Annotated in this window: 14 protein-coding genes and 1 pseudogene; 11 read left to right on the forward strand and 4 right to left on the reverse strand. The window is 31.2% G+C overall.

What is annotated here, in order from left to right:
- Positions 1–80 precede the first annotated feature (80 nt).
- Positions 81–2,236 (forward strand): annotated as a pseudogene (locus tag R4K56_RS00705) (ankyrin repeat domain-containing protein).
- 57 nt (positions 2,237–2,293) lie between these two features.
- Positions 2,294–3,178: an Rpn family recombination-promoting nuclease/putative transposase gene (locus tag R4K56_RS00710; protein WP_335786878.1), complete on the forward strand. Its 885-nt coding sequence runs from the start codon at positions 2,294–2,296 to the stop codon at positions 3,176–3,178.
- Between the two features lie 471 nt (positions 3,179–3,649).
- Here R4K56_RS00710 and yqeB read toward each other — a convergent pair whose 3' ends face one another.
- The 4 genes from yqeB to ssnA form a co-directional block, all read right to left on the reverse strand.
- Positions 3,650–4,477 (reverse strand): selenium-dependent molybdenum cofactor biosynthesis protein YqeB, encoded by an 828-nt coding sequence (gene yqeB, locus R4K56_RS00715; protein WP_335757906.1) that lies wholly within the window; start codon positions 4,475–4,477, stop codon positions 3,650–3,652.
- 6 nt (positions 4,478–4,483) lie between these two features.
- Positions 4,484–7,057: a selenium-dependent xanthine dehydrogenase gene (gene xdh / locus R4K56_RS00720; protein ID WP_335757905.1), complete on the reverse strand. Its 2,574-nt coding sequence runs from the start codon at positions 7,055–7,057 to the stop codon at positions 4,484–4,486.
- A 95-nt stretch (positions 7,058–7,152) separates the two neighbouring features.
- Complete coding sequence (ygfK, locus tag R4K56_RS00725; protein ID WP_335771580.1) at positions 7,153–10,128, reverse strand: putative selenate reductase subunit YgfK; 2,976 nt, start codon at positions 10,126–10,128, stop codon at positions 7,153–7,155.
- 188 nt (positions 10,129–10,316) lie between these two features.
- The gene (gene ssnA, locus R4K56_RS00730) at positions 10,317–11,648 is read right to left on the reverse strand and encodes a putative aminohydrolase SsnA (protein ID WP_335771579.1); all 1,332 of its coding nucleotides are present in this window, start codon (positions 11,646–11,648) and stop codon (positions 10,317–10,319) included.
- Between the two features lie 199 nt (positions 11,649–11,847).
- Here ssnA and R4K56_RS00735 point away from each other — a divergent pair, with 199 nt between their 5' ends.
- The 9 genes from R4K56_RS00735 (at position 11,848) to R4K56_RS00775 (ending at position 22,287) form a co-directional block, all read left to right on the forward strand.
- Positions 11,848–12,501, forward strand: coding sequence for a helix-turn-helix transcriptional regulator (locus R4K56_RS00735; protein WP_335757902.1), 654 nt, complete (start codon positions 11,848–11,850; stop codon positions 12,499–12,501).
- On the forward strand, positions 12,494–13,687 hold the full coding sequence (dpaL, locus tag R4K56_RS00740) for a diaminopropionate ammonia-lyase (RefSeq protein ID WP_297299064.1): 1,194 nt from the start codon (positions 12,494–12,496) through the stop codon (positions 13,685–13,687). Before R4K56_RS00735 ends, dpaL begins: the two co-directional genes overlap by 8 nt.
- Before the next feature lie 39 nt (positions 13,688–13,726).
- Positions 13,727–15,058 (forward strand): YgeY family selenium metabolism-linked hydrolase, encoded by a 1,332-nt coding sequence (locus R4K56_RS00745; RefSeq protein WP_335757900.1) that lies wholly within the window; start codon positions 13,727–13,729, stop codon positions 15,056–15,058.
- 51 nt (positions 15,059–15,109) lie between these two features.
- The gene (ygeW, locus tag R4K56_RS00750; protein ID WP_297299068.1) at positions 15,110–16,303 is read left to right on the forward strand and encodes a knotted carbamoyltransferase YgeW; all 1,194 of its coding nucleotides are present in this window, start codon (positions 15,110–15,112) and stop codon (positions 16,301–16,303) included.
- 130 nt (positions 16,304–16,433) lie between these two features.
- Positions 16,434–17,375 carry a carbamate kinase gene (gene arcC, locus R4K56_RS00755; protein ID WP_297299070.1) on the forward strand — a complete coding sequence of 314 codons (942 nt, stop codon included), beginning with the start codon at positions 16,434–16,436 and terminating at the stop codon, positions 17,373–17,375.
- Between the two features lie 67 nt (positions 17,376–17,442).
- Entirely contained in the window at positions 17,443–18,789 is a 1,347-nt protein-coding gene (locus R4K56_RS00760; RefSeq protein ID WP_335757898.1) for a uracil-xanthine permease family protein, read from the forward strand.
- Between the two features lie 38 nt (positions 18,790–18,827).
- Complete coding sequence (locus tag R4K56_RS00765; RefSeq protein WP_335771578.1) at positions 18,828–20,963, forward strand: xanthine dehydrogenase family protein molybdopterin-binding subunit; 2,136 nt, start codon at positions 18,828–18,830, stop codon at positions 20,961–20,963.
- Complete coding sequence (locus R4K56_RS00770) at positions 20,963–21,448, forward strand: (2Fe-2S)-binding protein (RefSeq protein WP_297299076.1); 486 nt, start codon at positions 20,963–20,965, stop codon at positions 21,446–21,448. The genes R4K56_RS00765 and R4K56_RS00770 overlap by 1 nt, the downstream gene beginning before the upstream one ends.
- Positions 21,442–22,287 (forward strand): FAD binding domain-containing protein, encoded by an 846-nt coding sequence (locus R4K56_RS00775; protein ID WP_335771577.1) that lies wholly within the window; start codon positions 21,442–21,444, stop codon positions 22,285–22,287. Before R4K56_RS00770 ends, R4K56_RS00775 begins: the two co-directional genes overlap by 7 nt.
- The last annotated feature ends 21 nt before the right edge of the window (positions 22,288–22,308 follow it).

Raw genomic sequence — 22,308 nt, forward strand, 5'->3', positions numbered from 1 at the left:
CATAAAACCTATTTTAATTGACATAAAACAATTATAATTATATAATCCGATTATATGCAGTAAGCATTAGAGGGGTATATATGAAAAAAGTATTTATTTTATTATTCTTGTTTAATATTCTTTTATATTCTAAAACTTTAGATGAATCGTTATTTTCCGCTGTAGAAAATAATAATATAAAAAAAGTTAAATCGTATTTAGAGCAAGGTGCAAACTGTAATGCATTAGATTCTTATGATAGAACGGCTTTAATAAATGCTTCTGTAAGCGGATATGATGATATAGCAAAATTACTTATAGAAGAAGGTACTGATGTCAATATTAAAGATAATGCAGGTGCTACAGCATTAATGTATGCTGCTAGAGATACAAATTATGAAATGGTTGAATTTTTATTAAAAAATGGTGCTGATGTAAACATTAGAGATACAGCAGGAGAAACTGCATTATATTATAGTATTAAGCATGATAGTTTCGGGCAAGAAAATGCTATAAAAATACTTAATTTATTAATAAAATACGGTGCTGATGTAAATACTAAAAACGATGAAGGAACATCTCTCCTTGATGTATCCTATAGAATTTCAGAATCTTTTGATAAAAATAAAGAAATGTTTAAAATATTAGTTGAAAATGGTTTTGATTTAGAGTCAAGAATAAAGACGGGTAGATCTGATTATGATTATACTCCTTTAATGATAGCAGCTTTAAGAAATGATTATGATATGGTTAAATATTTGCTTGATAAAGGTGCCAATCCTAATACAGCAAATAATGAAAACAAAACAGCTTTAACGATTGCTAATGATTATGGAAAATTTGATATTTCAAAATTACTTATACAACAAGGTGCAAATATAAACACAAAAGATGAAGACGGTCTTACAGCATTAATGAACGCTGCTATGATAGGAGACTATGAAATGGTTAAATTTTTATTAGAAAATGGTGCCAATATAAATACTAAAGATAATGATGGAAACACTGTATTATATTATAATATTCGCTATGATCATTACGAAAAAGAAGAAAAACTAGAAAATGCTAAAAAAATATTTAATTTATTAATAAAATATGGTGCTGATGTAAATACTAAAGACAATGATGGAGCATCACTTCTTGATACAGCTTATACAACAGAATTGGCACTAAATAGAGAAATGTTTAAAGTATTAGTAGAAAATGGTTTTGACTTAGAATCAAGAATAAAGGGTGGGGAGTATTATTCTCCTGCTGATTATGATTATACTCCTTTAATGATAGCAGCTTTAAGAAATGACTATGATATGGTTAAATTTTTAGTTGAAAAAGGTGCCGATGTAAATGCAAAACACATTCTGAACATAGCTCAGTAGAAACTCCCCTATTACTCTCATTAGATAATGAACATCCTGACTATAGATATTATTATTATAAAAATGAAAATTCATCTGCTGCAGAATTTTTAATAAATAATGGTGCAGATATAAATGTAACAAATGAGGATGGAAAGACACCTTTAATGTATGCTTCCAAACTTCATAATATAAAAGTGGCAGAACTTCTAATACAAAAAGGTGCAGATATAAATGCTTTCGATGATTATGGAAATACAGCCTTAATGTATGGTGTAAATAATTTAGAAACAGTAAAATTATTAGTTGAAAACGGTGCTGATGTAAACTTTTATAAAGGAGGAAGTACTGCTTTAATATCAGCATGTGAGTATAGTCATGAAAGAAATATAGATGTAATAAAATATTTAGTTTCAAAAAATGCCAATATAAATGCACAAGATAATGAAGGAGACACAGCTTTAAATAAAACTCTTGATACTTCAGATGAAGGAAGTATTGATATACTAGACTTTGAAATAGCTAATTTTTTAATAGAGCAAGGTGCTGATGTAAACATAAAGAATAAACGAGAATATACTCCTTTGATATATCTTGGTATGGGTGAAGGTAATTTTAATAATAAAAGTTTTCAGGAATATCGTATAAAATTAGCTGAAGTTTTATTAGAAAAAGGTGCAGATATTAATGCTCAAGATTATGAAGGATACACTTCTTTAATGTGGGCTTGTGCATCATCAGGATCAAGGTTTGCTGAACCATTTGTTAAATTTCTAGTAGAAAAAGGAGCTGATGTAAATATAGAAGATAACCATGGAGATACTGCTTTAGATATAGCAAAAGATCTTAAACTTAGAAAAATTGCAGGTATTCTAAAAAAAGCTCAAAGAAATAGAAAGTAAATTTTGATGATTAAACTTGTAACTTTACATTTATAGTTAATTTAGTATAATAAAGTTATGAGAAATATTAATGTTTTAAATGATTACTTCATGCGTTATATGTTTGCCAAAGAAGGACATGAACATATTTTATTAAATTTAATTAATGCTGTAAGAGTTGATTATAATCAAGAGCCTTTTGAGGAAGTGAAAGTACTTAATACTTTTAATCTGAAGGAAACAATTAGTGATAAGCAGTCAATAGTTGATGTAAGGGCAGTTACCAAAAGCGGTGAAACTGTATTAATAGAAATACAAAGAGTTGGAAATCAATCTTTTGTTTATAGAAGTTTATATTATTGGGCTAAAGGATATATATCTAATTTAAGAAATAATGAAAAATATAATGATTTGAAACAGGTAATAGTAATTAATATTTTAGACTTTAATTTGTTAAAAGATATAAACAAAGAGCATAGCTGTTATGTAATTAAAGAACTTGAGACAAATCATATACTAACTAATCATCTTGAAATGCATTTTCTAGAACTTCCTAAATATTTATCTTCAAGTTCTAGATTAACGGATGAATTATATGCTTGGTTTTATTTTTTAACAATTAAAGAAAAAAGAGAAAAAATGGAGGAAATTATGGAAATGTTAGTTAAAAAAAATCCTATCATGAAAGAAGTTTATGATGAATATAATAAATTTGTAAATACAAAAGATTTATTTGAAAATTATGCGGAATATGAGAAGAATTATTTTGATATATTGGCATTAAATGAAGAAAGAATAAAAGGGAGAGAAGAAGGTCTTAAAGAAGGTCTTGAAAAAGGCATAGAACAAGGCGAAAAAAATAAAGCAATATCTATGGCAAAAAATATGAAAGCTAGAGATATGGATTTAAATCTTATCAGTGAATTAACAGGCTTGAGTATACAAGAAATAGAAAGCCTATAATCAAAAACTTGTGAGTTTCTAATAGGAAATAATCATTTGCTAGACAAAAAAACTAACAAGTTTTTTATATAAATATATAAACTTATAATAAAATATATAAAAAGTCTTTTACCCTATCTATAAAGGAATGAATATAATTAAATACGAAGTCTAATATAGAAATTCATAAAATTATTAAAAATAGAAAATCTTTAGTATATACCTAAACAATTATATTTTGTCAATTTTATTTTTTATATTTTTATTATTTTCGGGGACTAGCCCCCGCCCCCCACTTCTTTTGCCGATTAGGCACCTACTCGGTGGTGCCCCAAAGAAGCAAAAGGACTGCATTTTTTACACAAATCTTGGTTTTACTTCACATTTCAAACAAAACTTAATAATATTTTATACTATTAATAAATCAAAATTACATTTATAAACAACTCAAAATTAACAAAATATAATTGTTTAGGTATAATCTAAAATTAATTATCTATTATATAAATACATCATAGCAGTAAGCACAGAACCGCCTAAATTTCTAGCCTTATCAGAAATAGTAAAGCAATTATCATATTCAGATTTTCTAGGATCAATATCAGCTATTTTCAAACCCTTATGAACTTTAAAACCATCTTTTATAATGCCTCTTAAAAGCCCATCAAAAGTAGCAAGCACTTCTATTTTTTCATTGTTGTTGTTTATATATGCTATAACTTCTTTTTCTTTGACAAAATCACCTATATTTTTTACGTTTTCAATAATGCCGTCAGAACTTGCATGAATTACTCTTTCAGCTTCTTTACCGCCTATATTACCGGGAATTCCTGTATTAGGTATAGCTTCCCCTTCTAAATACATTCTTCCGAGATTATGTCCACGCATAGTTTCTATAACAATATCACAGTCTTTACCAGCAGTAAAACCGGGTCCTAATGCTATAGTATATTTAGCCATAGATTTATTAGTACCAAGATTTTTTTTAGCAATTATAGCATCAATTAAAAATGTTGGTTTTATATTTTTTAGTATATCACAATTAGGATCTATAAGAATAGGAATCTTTGTATAATTTTTATTTGCAATTATATTAAGAGCTTCTTCATAGCTTTTTACTAAAACAGCTTCAATATCCTCAACTTTGCTTTCACCATCATAAACGGCTTCAGATAATGAAACCTTTCTTCTAATAGAAGAGGGGTATTGTGTTTCCAATATAATGATCTTTAAATAAGCTTTATATAAGGAATACACAACACCTGTAGCTAAATCACCAGCTCCTCTTACAATTACAAGTTCATCGTTAAACAAACTCATAATAAATTATTTTGAATAAGGAGTATTTTTAAGTGGTAGTTCTGTTTGGAACTCACCGTTTAACTTATAATAAGCAGCAGCAACAGCAGGAGCAGTAGGTATACTTGAAATTTCTCCTATACCTGTAGCACCATAACCATAAGGTATACCAGGTTTCTCTATAATAATAGATTCAACATCTGGAGTTTTATCAGCTCTGAATAAACCTAAAGTACCGAATTTAACTTTAGGAACACAATTTTCAAGCGGGAATTTCTCTGTCAAAGCATAACCTAAAGACATAACAACACCGCCTTCAATTTGACCTTCCAAAGCTATAGGGTTGATTGCCTTACCTATATCATGTGCAGCAACAACTTTATTTATAGTACCGTCTTCATTAAGTACGCATACTTGAGTAGCATAACTATAAGCAACGTGAGAAACAGGGTGAGGTTTATCAACTCCCATTTTATCTGTTATAGTTAGCCATTCACCATGGAATTCTTTTCCTTCTAAATCGTTTAATGATTTTCCAGCATCAATTTCTTTTTTAAGTTCTTCACAAGCTCTCTTACAAGCTTCACCTGTAATAAGTGTTTGTCTTGAACCAGAAGTAGTACCAGAATCTGGAGAAGTTGCAGTATTAGGATTATGAACAATTATTTTGTCATCATCTAAATCAAGAGTTTCTCCAACTATTTGATAAAGTACAGTAGCAACACCTTGTCCTATACAAGAAGCAGCAGAATATACATGTACTTTTCCATTTTCTACAACTAAACGTACTCTGCCTGTATCAGGAAGTCCAACACCTACACCAGAGTTTTTCAAAGAACAAGCTATACCTACATATTTATTATTATAGAATACATCTTTAACAGCTTCTAATGTTTCAACAAGTCCAGTAGCTTCATCAGCTATTTGATAGTTAGGAAGTACTTGACCTGGACGTATAGCATTTCTATATCTTATTTCCCAAGGATCCAAACCGCACATTTCAGCTAATAAGTTTATATTCATTTCTGTAGCAAAACATGATTGAGGAACACCAAATCCTCTGAATGGTCCAGTAGGAGGGTTATTAGTATAAATTGATTTTCCGTCTATATCTATAACTTGATAATTATAAGGGCCAGCAGCATGAGTACAAGCTCTTTGAAGTACTGGACCAGATAATGAAGCATAAGCACCAGCATCAGTTACTAAAGTAGCTTTCATAGCTGTAAGTATACCATTTTCATCACAAGCTGTAGTCATATCTATGCTCATAGGGTGACGTTTTGGGTGCCAGTAAATACTTTCTTGTCTTGTAAGTTTGAATTTAACTGGTCTTTTTGTTCTGTATGCCATTATAGCAGCATAATGCTGAACACTCATATCCTCTTTACCGCCGAATCCGCCGCCTACATATTTATTTTCTACTACAACTTTATCAGCATCTATACCTAAAGCCATAGCAACTTCTCTTTTTGTATCATAAACGCTTTGATCGCTTGAATATACAAATATACCATCTTCATTGAAAGGCATAGCAACAGCAACTTCAGCTTCTAAGAAAGCATGCTCTGTCCAAGGAAGTTCATAATGTCTAGTAACTTTATATTTAGATTTAGCTATTACTTCATCAGCATTTCCTTTAACTAATCTTTCATGAGTAAGTAAATTGCTTTCTCTATCTTCATGAACTAAAGGAGATCCTTCTTTCATAGCTTCTTCAGGATTTCTTACCAATGGTAATTCTTCATATTCTATTTTTACTAAATCTCTAGCTTTTTTAGCAGTAGCTTCATCTTCAGCAACGATTAAAGCTAAACCGTCAGCTATAAATCTTGTAGTTTCGCCTTCTCCGATTAATACGTCCCAGTCATGGAATATATGACCGATTTTTTTAGCGCCAGGCAAATCTTTAGCAGTTATTACATCAACAACACCTTTTAAAGCTTTTGCCTCGCTTATATCTATTTTCAATATTTTAGCTCTAGGGTATTTAGTTCTTACAGCAACACCATAAAGCATACCATCTATTTCAACATCATCACAATATTCGCCAATACCAAGTGCTTTTTCTTTAGCATCAACTCTTACAATATTTCTATCGCCTAATTTTACTTTACCTTTGTATTCTTTTACATCAATATTTTCTCTAATCATTTTAGCTGCTAATTCTATAGCATCAATGATTTTTTTATAACCTGTACATCTGCAGATATTATTTCTTATAGCAGCAACAATTTCAAGTCTTGTAGGATTATTATTTTTATCAATTAAACCTTTAGCACAAACAACCATACCAGGTATACAGAATCCGCATTGAACGGCACCGCAAACAGCAAAAGCATAAGAATAAACATCTTTTTCTCTTTGAGTGAAACCTTCTATAGTTTGAACACTTTTACCTTGAAGTTTTCCTATAGTTTGTACGCATGCTTTAGTAGGTTTACCATCTATTAAAACAGTACAAGTTCCGCAAGCTCCTTCTGAACAGCCGTCTTTTACTGACTTACACTTACAGTCATTTCTAAGAACGTCCATTAGCTTTCTATCAGAATCAAAGCTCATTTCCTTGCCATTAATAACAATATTAACGCTCTCTCCCATATAAACTCCTCCTATGAATATATAAATAATAAAAACAAACATAACAATGAATTATAAAATTCATTGTTATGTCATATAATATAATAATGATGGAATTATTTTAATATTAAATATTTATAATTATTAAATACAGTATCAACTATACTATAAACACCATTAAAGTTTTTAGAAGTACCAGCTTTATAAGATTCTTCTTTACCATCGATTCTTAATTTAGCATTTCCTTCTTTATCTAAGAATAAGAAACCATCATTTTTAGAATTTTTCATATCTTCTTCAGTAGCAAATAATGTAAACTTATCTTTGTAAGGTGCTGAATCATAAGGACAGAAAGTAGCACAGTTACCGCATTCATTACACATATAATCAACGTGTATAATTTGTGATATTTTAGCTCCTCCATCAACTTTAATAGATACATTAGCTCTGTTAGGACAAACTTCTGTACAGCTTTCACAAATATAATCACAGCTTAAACATCTAGTAGCTTCTGGATCTTTTGATACTTCTTTCAAATTACCTTTTTTACCATAAACTATTTCTTCAGTTGAAACAGAAGGCAAATTAGGAGCAATAGCTTTTCCTAATATAGCTTCAGCAACAACTTTAGCATCTCTTATAGCTTCAACTATAGTAGCAGCACCATATAAACCATCACCAGCAACATAAACATTTTTGATAGATGATTCATTATTAGCATTGCATTTTGGCTTACCTTTATCATCAACATCTATACCATTAGATTTATAGAAGTCAGATTCAATTTGTTCACCTATAGAAGCTATAACAGTATTAGCAGGAACTTCTACTGTTTCATTAGTTTCAACAACGTTTCTTCTGCCTTTTTCATCGAAGTCAGATAATTCCATTTTTTTGCATAGAAGTTTACCATTTTCTACTTTAACAGGTGCAAGTAATTCCATAAACTCAACACCATCTTCTAAAGCTTCTTTTAATTCTTCTTCTAATGCAGGCATATATCTCTTAGTTCTTCTATAAACTAATCTAACATTTTTAACGCCTTTATTTTTCTTAGCAGCACGAGCAGCATCCATAGCAGTGTTACCGCCTCCGATTACTACTACATTTTCGCCTAATTCAACATTACCATTAGTTTTATTGAATTCTTCTAAGAATTTAAGAGCATTCATAGATTCGCCAGCTTCAAGTTTTAAAGGCATATTTTTATGAGCACCTATACAAACAACTGTATAGTCATAATTTTTAGCAAATTCTTTTATATCTTTAATTTCTTTGCCTAATTCAAATTTAACACCCATTTGTTTGCATAAATTAACATCATTTCCTATTTCTTCAGCAGTTATTCTGAAATTAGGTATAATATTAGCAACTACACCGCCAGCTTTTTCTCTTTTATCGAATACTGTAACTTCTACTCCAGCACGAGCCAAGAAGAAAGCAGCAGAAAGACCAGCAGGACCAGCACCTATAACACCAGCTTTTTTACCTATAGAAGCAGCAGGTTTTAAAGTATTTATAACTTTATCATAACCAGCTCTAGCAGCTTCTAATTTGCAAGCTCTTATGCTTACTGGTTCTTCATAGAATTGTCTAGTACATTTATCCATACAAGTATGAGGACATAATATACCAGTAGCAAATGGAAGTGCGTTTTTCTCTATAATAACTTTGAAAGCCTCATCATATTTGCCCTGATAATTAAGTCTTATATAAGTAGTAAGGTCTTGATGTATAGGACAAGTTTCCATACAAGGAGCTATAAAACAGTCAACTAAAGGTACTTTTTTATTAACTTTTCTGCTTGCAAGAGGCTTGATTGGTTTTACATGATGTTTGCTTTTCTTCCCCCATTCAACGATTTGTTCAGCTTTAGCTACATCTACTTTAGTAAATGCTTTAGGAGCAGGAAGATTTTTAGCTATTTGCTCTCCTCTCTGATAACCGCCGTTTTTTAAGAAAGTAGTAGCCATAGTTACAGGCCAAATTCCAGCATCTATAACATCATTAATATTGAAATAATCACATCCGCCTGAATATGATATTCTTAAACCGCCATCAAAATCTTTACTTAGTCTTGAAGCTACTGTCATAGAAAGTGGGAATAAAGATTTACCAGACATATACATCTCTTCAGATGGCAATTCTTTTTGTTTAACATCTACAGGGAATGTATTAGTGATTTTTACACCAAATGATAATGAATTGTCAGCAGCTAATTTTTGAAGTCTTTGAAGCATTGGAACAGCATCGCTATACTGCAAGTCATCATTAAAGTGGAAATCAGTAAATGATATATAATCATAACCCATTTCATTTAAAGTTTTTCTAGCATATTCATAACCTAATAAAGTTGGGTTACATTTAACAAAAGTATTTAATTTTTTTTCAGTGATTAAATAAGAAGCAATTTTTTCTATTTCTGTAGGAGGACAACCATGAAGTGTTGATAAAGTAGCAGAATTACAAATATCAGCATTAATTTTATCAATATCTTCTTTTTTGAAATTAGTAAATCTATCAATATTATCAGATAACCATTGTTTACATTCTTTGAAAATAGGAGTATTAGAAGCATCTTTCATGCCTTCGATGAAATTATCTATTTTTTCAGTTTTAATGCCTTCATAATCATAACCAACAGACATATTGAACTGAAAACCGTCCATATCTCCTAAATCCCATTCTTTAGCAATTACTTTTAAAGCAACCCAAGCCTTAACATATTCATCAAAAGCTTGTGGAACATAAAGTTCTGTAGACCATTCACAGTTATAACATTCATCATTAGCTGTAATACAAGGTTTAGCAACGCATTTGCTTAATTCTTCACCGTCCATTTTCTGAACTGTTTTAAGTTCAAAGAATCTGCTTCCTGTATAGTAAGCAGCTATTATATTTTGAGCCAACTGAGTATGAGGTCCTGCAGCTGGTCCTATAGGAGTTTCTAATTTTCTGCCGAAAATTTCATAATATTTAGATTTGTCAGCTTTAAATGCTCTAGAAACACCAAACACCTTACCAGATTTTTTTTCTTCTAAAATCCAGTTCATAATATTTCCAAAAGGAATGGGTGTCATTACATCACTCATATATAATCCTCCAAATTAATTTTACTGTATTTATTTTTATTAATCAAAAATTCTATAAATTTAATTTATTCTATAATATAGAACAAAAACTTTAATTTTCTTCTTTTAATAATTAAACAATGGGCTATACAAACCCATTGTTTAATATATATTCATAAAGAGTTTATTATCATTTGTATAATTATCTATTATTTATTAATCTGTTTCCAAAGTTTAGCAGATTCTTCTCTTATTTTAGCATAAGCAGCTTCTTCATCAATTTTAGTAAGTTTTCTGTCTCTCATTAATACTTCACCATTACAAATAGTAGTATTAACATGTCCGCCGTTCATACCAAATAATATATGTCCATTGATATTTTTATCGCTTAATTCTGTATAATTTTTGTAATCCATAATTATAACATCAGCAGCAGCTCCCTCTTTAAGTACGCCAAGAGGAGTTTCAAAATAACGGTTAGCTATTTTAGCATTGTTTTCAAATAACATTGTAGGTAATTCACCCCAAGCAGCATTAGGATCACAAAGACTATGTTTATGAAGAACATTAGCAACTTTGTATGATTCTGTCATATCATGAGTATATCCGTCAGTACCTAAGCCTGTTAATATACCTTTTTTCATTAATTCCATTGTAGGAGGACATCCGCAAGCATTACCCATATTTGATTCTGGGTTATGAGAAGTCATAGTATCTGTATCTTTAATTAAATCCATTTCATGAGGATTAATATATATACAGTGTACTAATATAGTTTGAGGTCCTAAAACTTTGAAATCATAAAGTCTGTCAACTATTCTTTTGCCATGTTCTTTCAAACAAGCATGTAAATCTTCTATACCTTCAGCAACGTGAATATGGCAGCCTATACCTTCTGGTAAATCTTTCATACAAGCTTCCATAGTTTTATCTGAAATTGTGAAAGAAGCATGCATTCCCATCATACCTTTAATCATATCAGTTTTATCAGCCATAGCATGTTTAATAAAATCAAGGTTTTCTTTAACTGAAGCTTTAGATTTAGCCTCTCCGTCTCTGTCAGAAACTTCATAACATAAACAAGAACGAACACCCATAGTTTTAGCAGCTTCTTCTATAGCAAATAAAGAACCTTCGATATGACCGAAACTAGCATGGTGGTCAAATACTGTAGTAACACCGCTTTTAATTGATTCTATATAAGTAGCCATAGCACTTTGTTTAGTTTGTTCTAAAGTAAGATTTCTATCTATAGTCCACCACATACCATCTAATATTTCTAAAAAGCCTTTAGGATTATAACCATTAATACTAAAGCCTCTAGCCATAGCAGAATAAATATGTTCATGAACATTGATGAATGCAGGCATGATAATACCGCCTTTAGCATCAATATATTCAGCGTCTTTATATTTTGCCTTCAAATCTGAAGTTGTACCTATTTCTTTAATTAATCTGCCATCACAAAGAACTGCACCGTCTTCTATAAATGGTTTACTAGCATCTCTAGTGATTAATTTTCCTCCCCCTATTAATAGCATAAGCTGCCTCCTAAAATTATATATTTTTAATAAGATTATATTTTTTATACATTTTAATAGGATATTAAAAAAAGTTCATTTGTCAACGAATTTTCAAAAAAAATTTAGATTATTTCTTGAAAATCTAAAAAAAAATTAGTATACTATAGGCATATCATTAAACGGATATAATTCATATTACAATATTTTCAGGACGGTTATGAGTTCTAATATAATACTAGAAACATTAGTTAGTGTAGCACATGGAATAGCAAGACAATTTGGTAATAATTGCGAAGTTTGTATTCATGAGTTAAAAGAAGATGATTTAGATCATACCATTATTTTTATAATTAATGGTGGTATTACAGGAAGAAAAGCAGGAGAAGGTTCTTCAAATATTGTAATAAAAACTATAGAAAAAATAAAAAAAGGAGAACCTATAGTTGATCACTTGTCTTATCTTACTAAAGCATCAAATGGTAAGATATTGAAATCTTCTACTGTTTTTATAAAAGATATTAATGGTAAGTATAAATATATACTATCTATAAATTTTGATATAACAAATTTTATACCATTTAAAAGCGATTTAGAAACTCTATTACAAACAGAGAATAAATCAAAATTTGAAGAAATACCAAATAGTGCACAAGAACTTATGGAAAAATTAATAATAAGAAGCGAAGAATTAATTGGAAAACCAGCAAGTATAATGAATAAAGATGAGAAAATAAGAGCAATTAATTTTTTAAATGATTCTGGAGTATTTTTAATAACAAAATCAGGAGATAAAGTTTCTAATCATTTTGGAATAAGTAAATTCACTCTATATAATTATATAGATTCAAAAAAGGAGGATATAAATGAGTGAGCTTAAATGGGCTGAAAATAAGATGCCTAAAACAGATGATAAAAATTTACCAATTATGTCTATTGAGGAAGTAAAAAAAGCGAAAGCTTTCCACCAAAGTTTCCCTCAATATACACAAACACCATTATCTGAATTAAAAGAAATGGCAAAATATTTAGGTTTAGGAACTATAAAAGTAAAAGATGAATCATACAGATTTGGTCTTAATGCTTTTAAAGTTTTAGGTGGTTCTTACTCTATGGCTAGATATATAGCACAGAAAATGGGTAAAGATGTAAGCGAATTCCCTTACGATGTATTAACTTCACAAAAATTAAAAGATGAATTCGGTCAAGCTACATTCTTCTCTGCTACAGATGGTAACCATGGTAGAGGTGTTGCTTGGGCTGCTAATAAATTAGGACAAAAATCAGTAATTTTTATGCCTAAAGGTTCAACAGAAACTAGATTAAAAAATATTCAAGCTGAAGGTGCTACAGCTACAATAGAAGAATACAACTATGATGAATGTGTTAGAAAAGCTGCTGCAGAAGCTGCAAAAGTACCTAACGGAGTAGTTGTACAAGATACTGCTTGGGAAGGTTACGAAGAAATACCTGCTTGGATTATGCAAGGTTATGGTACTATGGCTTTAGAAGCTGATGAACAATTCGGAGAAAGACCTACACATGTATTCGTACAAGCTGGTGTTGGTTCTTTAGCTGGTGCTATGGTTGGATATTTCTCTAACAAATATAAAGATAATCCTCCTATAATGGTTGTAGTAGAAGCTGATGCTGCTGCTTGTTTATACAAAGGTGCTGTTGCTGGAGATGGTAAAATAAGAATAGTAGAAGGTGATTTAAACACTATAATGGCAGGACTTGCTTGCGGTGAGCCAAATATCACTTCTTGGGATATACTTAAAAACCATGCTAATTGTTTTATAGCTGCTGAAGATTCAGTTGCTGCTAGAGGTATGAGAATGTTATCCGCTCCTTTAAAAGGCGATCCTCAAGTAGTATCTGGAGAATCTGGAGCTGCTCCTTTCGGTGCATTAGCTACTATTATGCTTAATGATGAATATGCTGAATTAAGAAAACAATTAAAATTAGACTCTAATTCTAAAGTATTATTATTCAGCACAGAAGGTGATACTGATCCTATAAGATGGAAAAATATCATTTGGGAAGCAAAAGAAAGATAATAAAAAATATATATATAAATTTTTTAGGGAGAATAAAAAATGAGTGCTATTTCAAAAGAACAATTTGAACAAATAAAAGCAAAAGCAGAAGGCTATAGAGCTGATATGACTAAATTCTTAAGAGATTTAATTAGAATTCCTAGTGAATCTTGTGAAGAAGAAGGCGTAATCAAAAGAATAGCTGAAGAAATGAACAAAGTAGGATTTGATAAAGTAGATATCGATCCTATGGGTAACGTTTTAGGTTATATGGGTACTGGTAAAACTTTAATAGGTATCGATGCTCATATAGACACAGTTGGTATAGGTAACAAAGACAACTGGAAATTTGACCCTTATGAAGGTTATGAAAACGACATCGAAATCGGTGGTAGAGGTACTTCTGACCAAGAAGGAGGTATAGTTTCTGGTGTTTATGGTGCTAAAATAATGAAAGATTTAGGTCTTTTAAGCGACAAATACCAAGTTGTTGTTGTTGGTACTGTACAAGAAGAAGACTGCGATGGTTTATGCTGGGAATACATTTGTAAAGAAAGCAAAATTAAACCTGAATTCGTAATTTCTACTGAACCTACTGATGGTGGTATCTATAGAGGTCAAAGAGGTAGAATGGAAATAAGAGTAGATGTTAAAGGTATTTCTTGTCACGGTTCTGCTCCAGAAAGAGGTGACAACGCTATTTACAAAATGGCTGACATACTTCAAGATATCAGAAGCCTTAACGAAAACGATGCTAAAGATTCTACAGAAATCAAAGGCTTAGTAAAAATGTTAGAAGAAAAATACAATCCTCAATACAAAGAAGCTAACTTCTTAGGCAGAGGTACTGTAACAGTTTCTCAAATTTTCTACACTTCTCCAAGCAGATGTGCTGTAGCTGACTCTTGTTCTATTTCATTAGACAGAAGAATGACAGCTGGCGAAACTTGGGAAAGCTGCTTAGAAGAAATCAGAAACCTTCCTAACGTTAAAAAATATGGTGCTGAAGTATCTATGTACAATTATGAAAGACCATCTTGGAAAGGTTTAGTTTATCCAATAGAATGTTACTTCCCTACTTGGGTAATTCCTGAAGACCATGCTGTAACTAAAGCTTTAGAAGAAGCTTACAAAGGCTTATATGGTACTGAAAGAATAGGTGCTACTCCAGAAATAGATAAAGCTAGAAAAGCTCGTCCTCTTACTGATAAATGGACATTCTCTACTAACGGTGTATCTATAATGGGAAGAAACGGAATACCTTGTATAGGTTTCGGACCTGGTGCTGAAGCTCAAGCTCATGCTCCTAACGAAATTACTTGGAAACAAGATTTAGTTGTATGTGCTGCTTTATATGCTGCTGTACCTACTATTTATTGTGCTAATAAATAATCAATACTATAAAAAAACTATAAATACTAAAAAATTTAAGGAGTTTAAAATATGGGTATACAAAAATACATTTCAAAACTTGATAGTCTTGAATTTGGCAAAATGTATAAAAATGACTTTTTCCTAACTTGGGACAAAACTTTTGATGAATTACAAGCAGTTTGGACAGTTGCAGACGCTTTAAGATTCTTAAGAGAAAGCAATATTTCTACTAAAGTTTTTGATTCTGGTTTAGGTATTTCTTTATTCAGAGATAACTCTACTAGAACTCGTTTCTCTTTCGCTTCAGCTTGTAACCTTTTAGGTTTAGAAGTACAAGACTTAGATGAAGGTAAAAGCCAAATAGCTCATGGTGAAACAGTTAGAGAAACTGCTAACATGGTATCTTTCATGGCTGATGTTATTGGTATTAGAGATGACATGTACATTGGTAAAGGTCACGAATACATGAAAGAAGTTTCTGAGTCTGTAAGACAAGGTTATAATGACGGTATATTAGAGCAAATCCCTACTCTAGTTAACTTACAGTGTGACAGAGACCATCCAACTCAAATGATGGCTGACTCTTTACACTTCATCCACGAATTAGGCGGATTAGAAAACTTAAAAGGTAAAAAAGTTGCTATGACTTGGGCTTATTCACCTTCTTACGGTAAACCTCTTTCTGTACCTCAAGGTGCTGCTGGTTTATTCACTAGATTAGGTATGGATGTTGCTTTAGCTTATCCAAAAGGTTATGAACTTATGCCTGAAGTTGAAGCTATTGCTAAGAAAAATGCTGAAGCTGCTGGCGTTAAATTAACTATCACTAATGATATGGACGAAGCTTTTGAAAATGCTGACGTTGTTTATCCTAAATCTTGGGCTCCATTTGCTGCTATGCAAGAGAGAACAGAACTTTATGGTAAAGGCGACACTAACGGCATAAAAGAACTTGAACAAAGATTATTAGCTCAAAACGCTAACCACAAAGACTGGTGCTGTACTGAAGAAAAAATGAAGAAAACTAAAGACGGTAAAGCATTATACTTACACTGCTTACCTGCTGATATTAATGATGTTAGCTGTAAAGATGGTGAAGTTGCTGCTTCTGTATTTGACAGATATAGAGTACCTCTTTACAAACAAGCTAGCTACAAACCTTATGTTATAGCTGCTATGATCTTCTTATCTAAATTCAGAGATCCTCAAGCTATATTAAGCAAATTAGCTTCAGAAGGAAAACCAAGAGTATTTGGTTGCTAATAAATTAAAATAATTTAGTGGTAAGTATCTATTTTATAAATAGTGCTTACCATTTTATATCTTTAATATTGTGAAAAAAAGAACTTATTATATATAATAATGAAATATAATTTTATCTAAGGATATAAAAATGGAAAATAAAAAAAGAATTGTAATTGCTTTAGGCGGTAATGCTTTAGGTGATACTCTTGCTGAGCAAATGAAAGCAGTAAAAATAACTGCTAAAAATATAGTAGATTTAGTAGAAAGCGGATGTGAAGTAATAGTAGCTCATGGTAATGGACCTCAAGTAGGTTTCATCAACAATGCTATGAATGAATATACTAATAATCATAATACTGGAAACCCTATACCTTTATCAGTATGTGTTGCTATGAGTCAGGCTTATATTGGTTATGACTTACAGAATGCTATTATGGAAGAATTCTCTAATAGAAATATTACTGTTCCGCCAATAGCTACATTAATTACACAAGTAGTGGTTGATGAAAATGACCCAGCTTTCAAAAATCCTACAAAACCTATAGGTCAGTTTATGACTAAAGAAGAAGGCGAAGCAAAAGCTAAAGAATTAGGCTGGAATGTAAAAGAAGATGCAGGAAGAGGATACAGAAGAGTTGTTGCTTCTCCTAAACCTGTTGCTATAGCTGAAAGTACTGCAATCAATGCTATGCTTAATGAAAAAGCATTAGTAATTTGCTGCGGCGGCGGCGGAATACCGGTAATAAGAATAGGTAATCACTTAAAAGGTATGCCTGCTGTTATAGATAAAGACTTTGCTGCTTCAGTACTTGCTAAAGAGCTTAATGCTGATATGCTTATAATTTTAACTGCTGTAGAAAAAGTTGCTATTAACTTTGGAAAACCTGATGTTAAATGGCTTGATTCTATGACTTTAGAAGAAGCTAAAAAACATTGTGATGATGGTCAATTCGCTCCTGGTTCTATGCTTCCAAAAGTACAAGCTTGTATGCAATTTGTTGAAGCTACTGGAAAAGAAGCTATGATTACTTTACTTGAAAAAGCTAAAGATGCTATAAATGGAAAAACTGGTACTAAAGTAGTGAAATAAAAAATTATATTTACTATAATATATATAATAGTAAAAAATATAATTTAAATAAAAAAGGAGGATCATAATGGAAGGGAATAAATCTAATTCACAATTAGTTTATCAACTTGAAGGCCGTCCTAGCATAGCTGTTGCACTTCCTCTAGGCATGCAGCATGTAATGGCAATGTTCACTTCAAACTTAGCTCCTATATTGATTATTGCTGGTGTATGCGGTTTGTCTGGTGCTGACACTGTTGTAATGGTACAATGTGCTATGTTTGTATCAGGACTTACAACTTTTATTCAGCTTTATCCTATAAAATTAGGTAAAAACAGACAAATCGGTGCTAACCTTCCAATAGTTATGGGTACTTCTTTTGCTTTCGTACCAACTGCTCAAACCGTTGCTTCTATGGGTGGAATAGGAATGGTTTTAGGCGGTGCTATGGTAGGAAGCTTAACAGAAGTTATAATGGGTTTTTTCTATAAATACATACGTAAATTCTTCCCGCCTTTGGTTGTAGGATGTACGCTTGTAACTATAGGAGTAAGTTTGCTTAATGTAGGAGTTGGTTACTTCGCTGGCGGGGTCGGTTCTCCTGATTATGGTTCTCCTAAAAATTTAGCAATGGGTTTTTTATCTTTATTCATTATTATTATACTTCAGAAATTCGGTAAAGGAATAATTAAAAATTCAGCTATATTGATAGGTCTTATTATAGGATATATAGTTTCTGCATGTTTAGGTATGGTTAATACTCAGCCTATATCTGAAGCATCTTGGTTTAGATTGCCTCTACCAATGCATTTCAAAATAGAATTTTCTTTCTCTGCTATATTAAGTTTCGCTGTTCTTTATATAACTTCCGGTTTGGAAACTATAGGTAATACTTCTGGTATAACTATAGCAGGTTTCGACAGAGAAGCTACAGAAAAAGAAACTTCTGGTGCTATATTGGCAGATGCTTTAGGTTCTACAACTGCAGCATTTTTTAATTGTCTTCCAAATACTGCTTTCGGTCAAAATGCAGGTATAGTATCTATGACTAAAGTTGTTAATAAATTCTGTATAGCAACTGGTGCTTTTGTTTTAATGTTATGCGGTTTCTTCCCTAAATTAGGTGCCATATTCTCAGCTATACCTAGTTCCGTGTTAGGAGGTTCTATAATAACAGTATTCGCTATGATTTTAATTAATGGTATAAAAATGATAGCTAAAGCTGGTTTTAGTGAACGCAACATAGTAGTAATGGGAATTACTTTTGCTTTGGGTCTTGGAATAGCAAATCATCAAGATGCAATTGCTAGTCTTCCAAGTTATATAAAATTCATATTTCATGACACTGTTTCTGCAACTTGTATTATATCTATTGTAGCAAATCTTATATTTCCTGCTGATAAAGAAAGTAAGCCGGAAGATTATAATGCATAAATGGTGTTTTGAGTATTTAGTTTATAAGGATTGTATACATGGAAACTTTTATTAAAGAATTAAAAAACTCAGTTCCAAGAGTAGATGCTTTAGGTAAATTAACAGGAAAAACAAAGTATTTAAACGATATAGACTTTGGAAAAGATGTTCTATATGCAAAAATAGTTTATTCTACCAAAGCCAGAGCTAAAATATTAAAGATTAATATTCCTGAATTGCCTGAAGGTTATTTTACTGTTGATCACAAAGATGTACCTGGTAAAAATATGACTACCATGGTAGTATCTGATTGGCCTCCATTTGCTGAAGATACTGTAAGGTATATTGGAGAGACAATATTATTAGTTGTAGGCCCTGATAAAAATATAGTTTATGACATTGCTGAAAAAATAACTATAGAATACGAAGATTTGCCTGTAGTGTTAAATATTGAAGATTCTAAAAAATTATTAGGCGGCCCTATAGTTAATAATGACAACATATTCGTATCATTCAAAGCTGGATATGGTGATGTAGATGAAGCATTCAAAAAAGCAAAAACTGTAATAGAAGAAACTTATCATACACCATATCAAGAACATTTATATATGGAAGTTAATGGTGCTGTAGGTGTATGGGAAAATGATAAAGTATCAATTTATTCATCTACACAATGTCCATATTATGTACGTAAAGCAACTGCTCCTGTTCTTGGTGTAGAAGATGACAATTTAAGAATAGTAGCTCCGCCTATAGGAGGAGGTTTCGGCGGTAAGGAACATTATCCTGATATTGTTTCTGCTGTAGTAGCCGTTGCAACACATAAAGCTAAAAAAACTGTAAAACTTATATTAGACAGACAATTTGACATGGCTTACAGTGTAAAAAGACAGCCTGCTCAAATAACTACTAAAGTTGCTCTTGATGAAAATAATAATATCATTGCTCTTGATGTAGTATCTGATATGGACGCTGGTGCTTATGAAGCTAGCTCAAGAGTTATAATGCAAAGATGTACATATACTGCTGCTAATGTATATAATTTCCCTAATGTAAGAGTATTAGGAAGATTATATGCTACAAACAATGTACCTAGCTGTGCTTTCAGAGGATTTGGCGGACCTCAGGCAATATTTGCTATAGAAAGAACTATGGATAATATTGCAAATAAAATAGGTGTTGATCCTATAGAATTAAAAAGAAAATATTTCATAAAACAAAATGACCCTACAGTAACAGGCGGTATATTCCATGATAATATAATACTTCCTAAAATGTTGGATTGGGCATTAAAAGAATCTGACTATGAAAGAAAATCTAAAGAATACAAGAATTCTATGTATAAAGGAATAGGAATATCTTGTTTCTTGCATGGTTGTGCTTTTACTGGAAGCGGTGAAAGAGATATAATAAAAGCTAAATTAAAATTAAAGAAAAAGGGTAAAAAAGTAACTATACTAACTTCAAATACAGAAATTGGTCAAGGTTTACATACTACTTTCAGAAAAATAGCATCATACAATTTAAATATTCCATTAGAAGATGTTGAAATAGCAGAATACGATACAGATGTAGTTCCTAATACTGGCCCTACTGTAGCTTCACGTTCTGTTATGATAGTAGGATATTTAATACAGGAAGCTTCTAAAAAATTAAAAGAAAGATGGAATGAAGCTGATGAAATAGAAATCACAGAAGATTATAAACACCCTACTCATTTAATTGATTGGGATACTACTACTTTAAGAGGAGATGCTTATCCTAGTTACGGACTTGGAATCAATGTTGTTGAAGTAGAAGTAGACAAGGTTACATTAGAAGTAAAAATTGTAGGAGTATGGGCTGTATTTGACTGCGGATATCCTATAGATGAAAAGATAGTAGAAGGTCAAATAAAAGGTGGAGTTGCTCAGGCACTTGGTTGGGGAGCTTTAGAAAAATTAGTAAATAAAGACGGAAAATTCCTTCAAGTAAAAATGTCTGATTATATGATTCCTACTTCTTTGGATTTGCCTGAAATAAAAACTTGTATAATGGGTGAACCATATCAATATGGTCCATTAGGTGCTAAAGGTATAGGTGAAATAACTTTTGATGGTGCTGCTAGTGCTTATGCTTCTGCTATGGAAAGTGCTTTAAAACACCATTTCACAAGCATACCTATTTTACCTGAAAATATAGTGGAGGTATTATAATGGCTATAAATTTTACTGTTAATGGAAAAAAAGTTACTACAGAATTAAATCCTTTAACTAGATTAATAGATTTTATAAGAGATGAATTAAAACTTACAGGCACTAAAGAAGGATGCGGAGAAGGTGAATGTGGTGCTTGTGCAGTATTTTTAGATGGAAAAGTAGTTAACTCTTGTTTAGTTCCTATAGCTTTATGCGAAGGAAAAGAAGTTATGACTATAGAAGGATATACAGAAACTGAAAGAGGAAAAGTTGTAGTTCAGTCTTTTTTAGATGAAGGTGCTGTTCAATGCGGTTTTTGTATACCTGGTATGGTAATGTCATCTGAGGTTATACTAAGAGATACTAATGGTAAACCTACAGAAGAAGAAGTTAGAAAGGGATTATCTGGAAATCTATGCAGATGTACAGGATATGACCATATAGTTAATGCTGTATTAAGAGCTTCTGATATAGCTTCTAAGGAGGGCAAAAAATTATGGTAGAAACTTTTATAGCTAAAAATATAGATGAAGCTTTGGATTTAAAATCAAAGCATGATGCAATAGTTTTTGCTGGCGGTACAGATTTAATGGTTGAATACTTAAGGGGAAGTAATTTAATAGCTAAATTTGAAAAACCTGTAGTATTCATCAATTCTATCAATGAATTAAAAGGAATTAAAGAAGATGAAAATAATATCATCATTGGAGCAGCAACAACATTTGATGAGATAATAAAATCTGATTTAACTCCTCAAGTATTAAAAGAAAGTGCATCTGGAATAGCAGGTCCTCCAATAAGAAATATAGCCACTATAGGCGGAAATATATGCAATGCCTCCCCTTCTGCTGACAGCTTACCTTCTTTATATGCTATGGATACTGTTTTAAGATTAAAAAGTAAAGATTCTCAAAGAGACATAAAAATAAAAGATTTTATTACTGGTGTAAGTAAAACTACAATAAAAAATGATGAAATACTTACTCATGTAATAATACCTAAGAAAAATTATGAATATTCTTTCTATAGAAAAATAGGTACAAGAAAAGCTAATGCTCTTTCTAAATTAGCTATGTGTGCCTTAGCTCTTAAAGAAAATGACAAATATAGATTTAAAATAAGTTTCTGTACATTAGGTGTTACAGTTACAAGAGATGAATCTATAGAAGAAAAATTTGCATCTTCAAATATTGATGATTGGAAAAATAACATTAATTCTATACAAGAAGTATACGCTGCTATTATGAAGCCTAGAAATAGTGCTAGATCAACTGCATTGTATAGAAAACAATGTGCTTTAAATTTAATAAAGTATTTTATAGAGGATATCTGTAAAAAATAATTTATTAATTTAAATAAAAAA

Source organism: Brachyspira pulli, assembly GCF_036997785.1.
GTDB classification, from domain to species: domain Bacteria; phylum Spirochaetota; class Brachyspiria; order Brachyspirales; family Brachyspiraceae; genus Brachyspira; species Brachyspira pulli.

Coding starts and splice junctions, on each gene's coding strand:
- R4K56_RS00710 (WP_335786878.1), top strand. CDS start 2,294: ATGAGAAATATTAATGTTTTAAATGATTACTTCATGCGTTATATGTTT.
- yqeB (WP_335757906.1), bottom strand. CDS start 4,477: ATGAGTTTGTTTAACGATGAACTTGTAATTGTAAGAGGAGCTGGTGAT.
- xdh (WP_335757905.1), bottom strand. CDS start 7,057: ATGGGAGAGAGCGTTAATATTGTTATTAATGGCAAGGAAATGAGCTTT.
- ygfK (WP_335771580.1), bottom strand. CDS start 10,128: ATGAGTGATGTAATGACACCCATTCCTTTTGGAAATATTATGAACTGG.
- ssnA (WP_335771579.1), bottom strand. CDS start 11,648: ATGCTATTAATAGGGGGAGGAAAATTAATCACTAGAGATGCTAGTAAA.
- R4K56_RS00735 (WP_335757902.1), top strand. CDS start 11,848: ATGAGTTCTAATATAATACTAGAAACATTAGTTAGTGTAGCACATGGA.
- dpaL (WP_297299064.1), top strand. CDS start 12,494: ATGAGTGAGCTTAAATGGGCTGAAAATAAGATGCCTAAAACAGATGAT.
- R4K56_RS00745 (WP_335757900.1), top strand. CDS start 13,727: ATGAGTGCTATTTCAAAAGAACAATTTGAACAAATAAAAGCAAAAGCA.
- ygeW (WP_297299068.1), top strand. CDS start 15,110: ATGGGTATACAAAAATACATTTCAAAACTTGATAGTCTTGAATTTGGC.
- arcC (WP_297299070.1), top strand. CDS start 16,434: ATGGAAAATAAAAAAAGAATTGTAATTGCTTTAGGCGGTAATGCTTTA.
- R4K56_RS00760 (WP_335757898.1), top strand. CDS start 17,443: ATGGAAGGGAATAAATCTAATTCACAATTAGTTTATCAACTTGAAGGC.
- R4K56_RS00765 (WP_335771578.1), top strand. CDS start 18,828: ATGGAAACTTTTATTAAAGAATTAAAAAACTCAGTTCCAAGAGTAGAT.
- R4K56_RS00770 (WP_297299076.1), top strand. CDS start 20,963: ATGGCTATAAATTTTACTGTTAATGGAAAAAAAGTTACTACAGAATTA.
- R4K56_RS00775 (WP_335771577.1), top strand. CDS start 21,442: ATGGTAGAAACTTTTATAGCTAAAAATATAGATGAAGCTTTGGATTTA.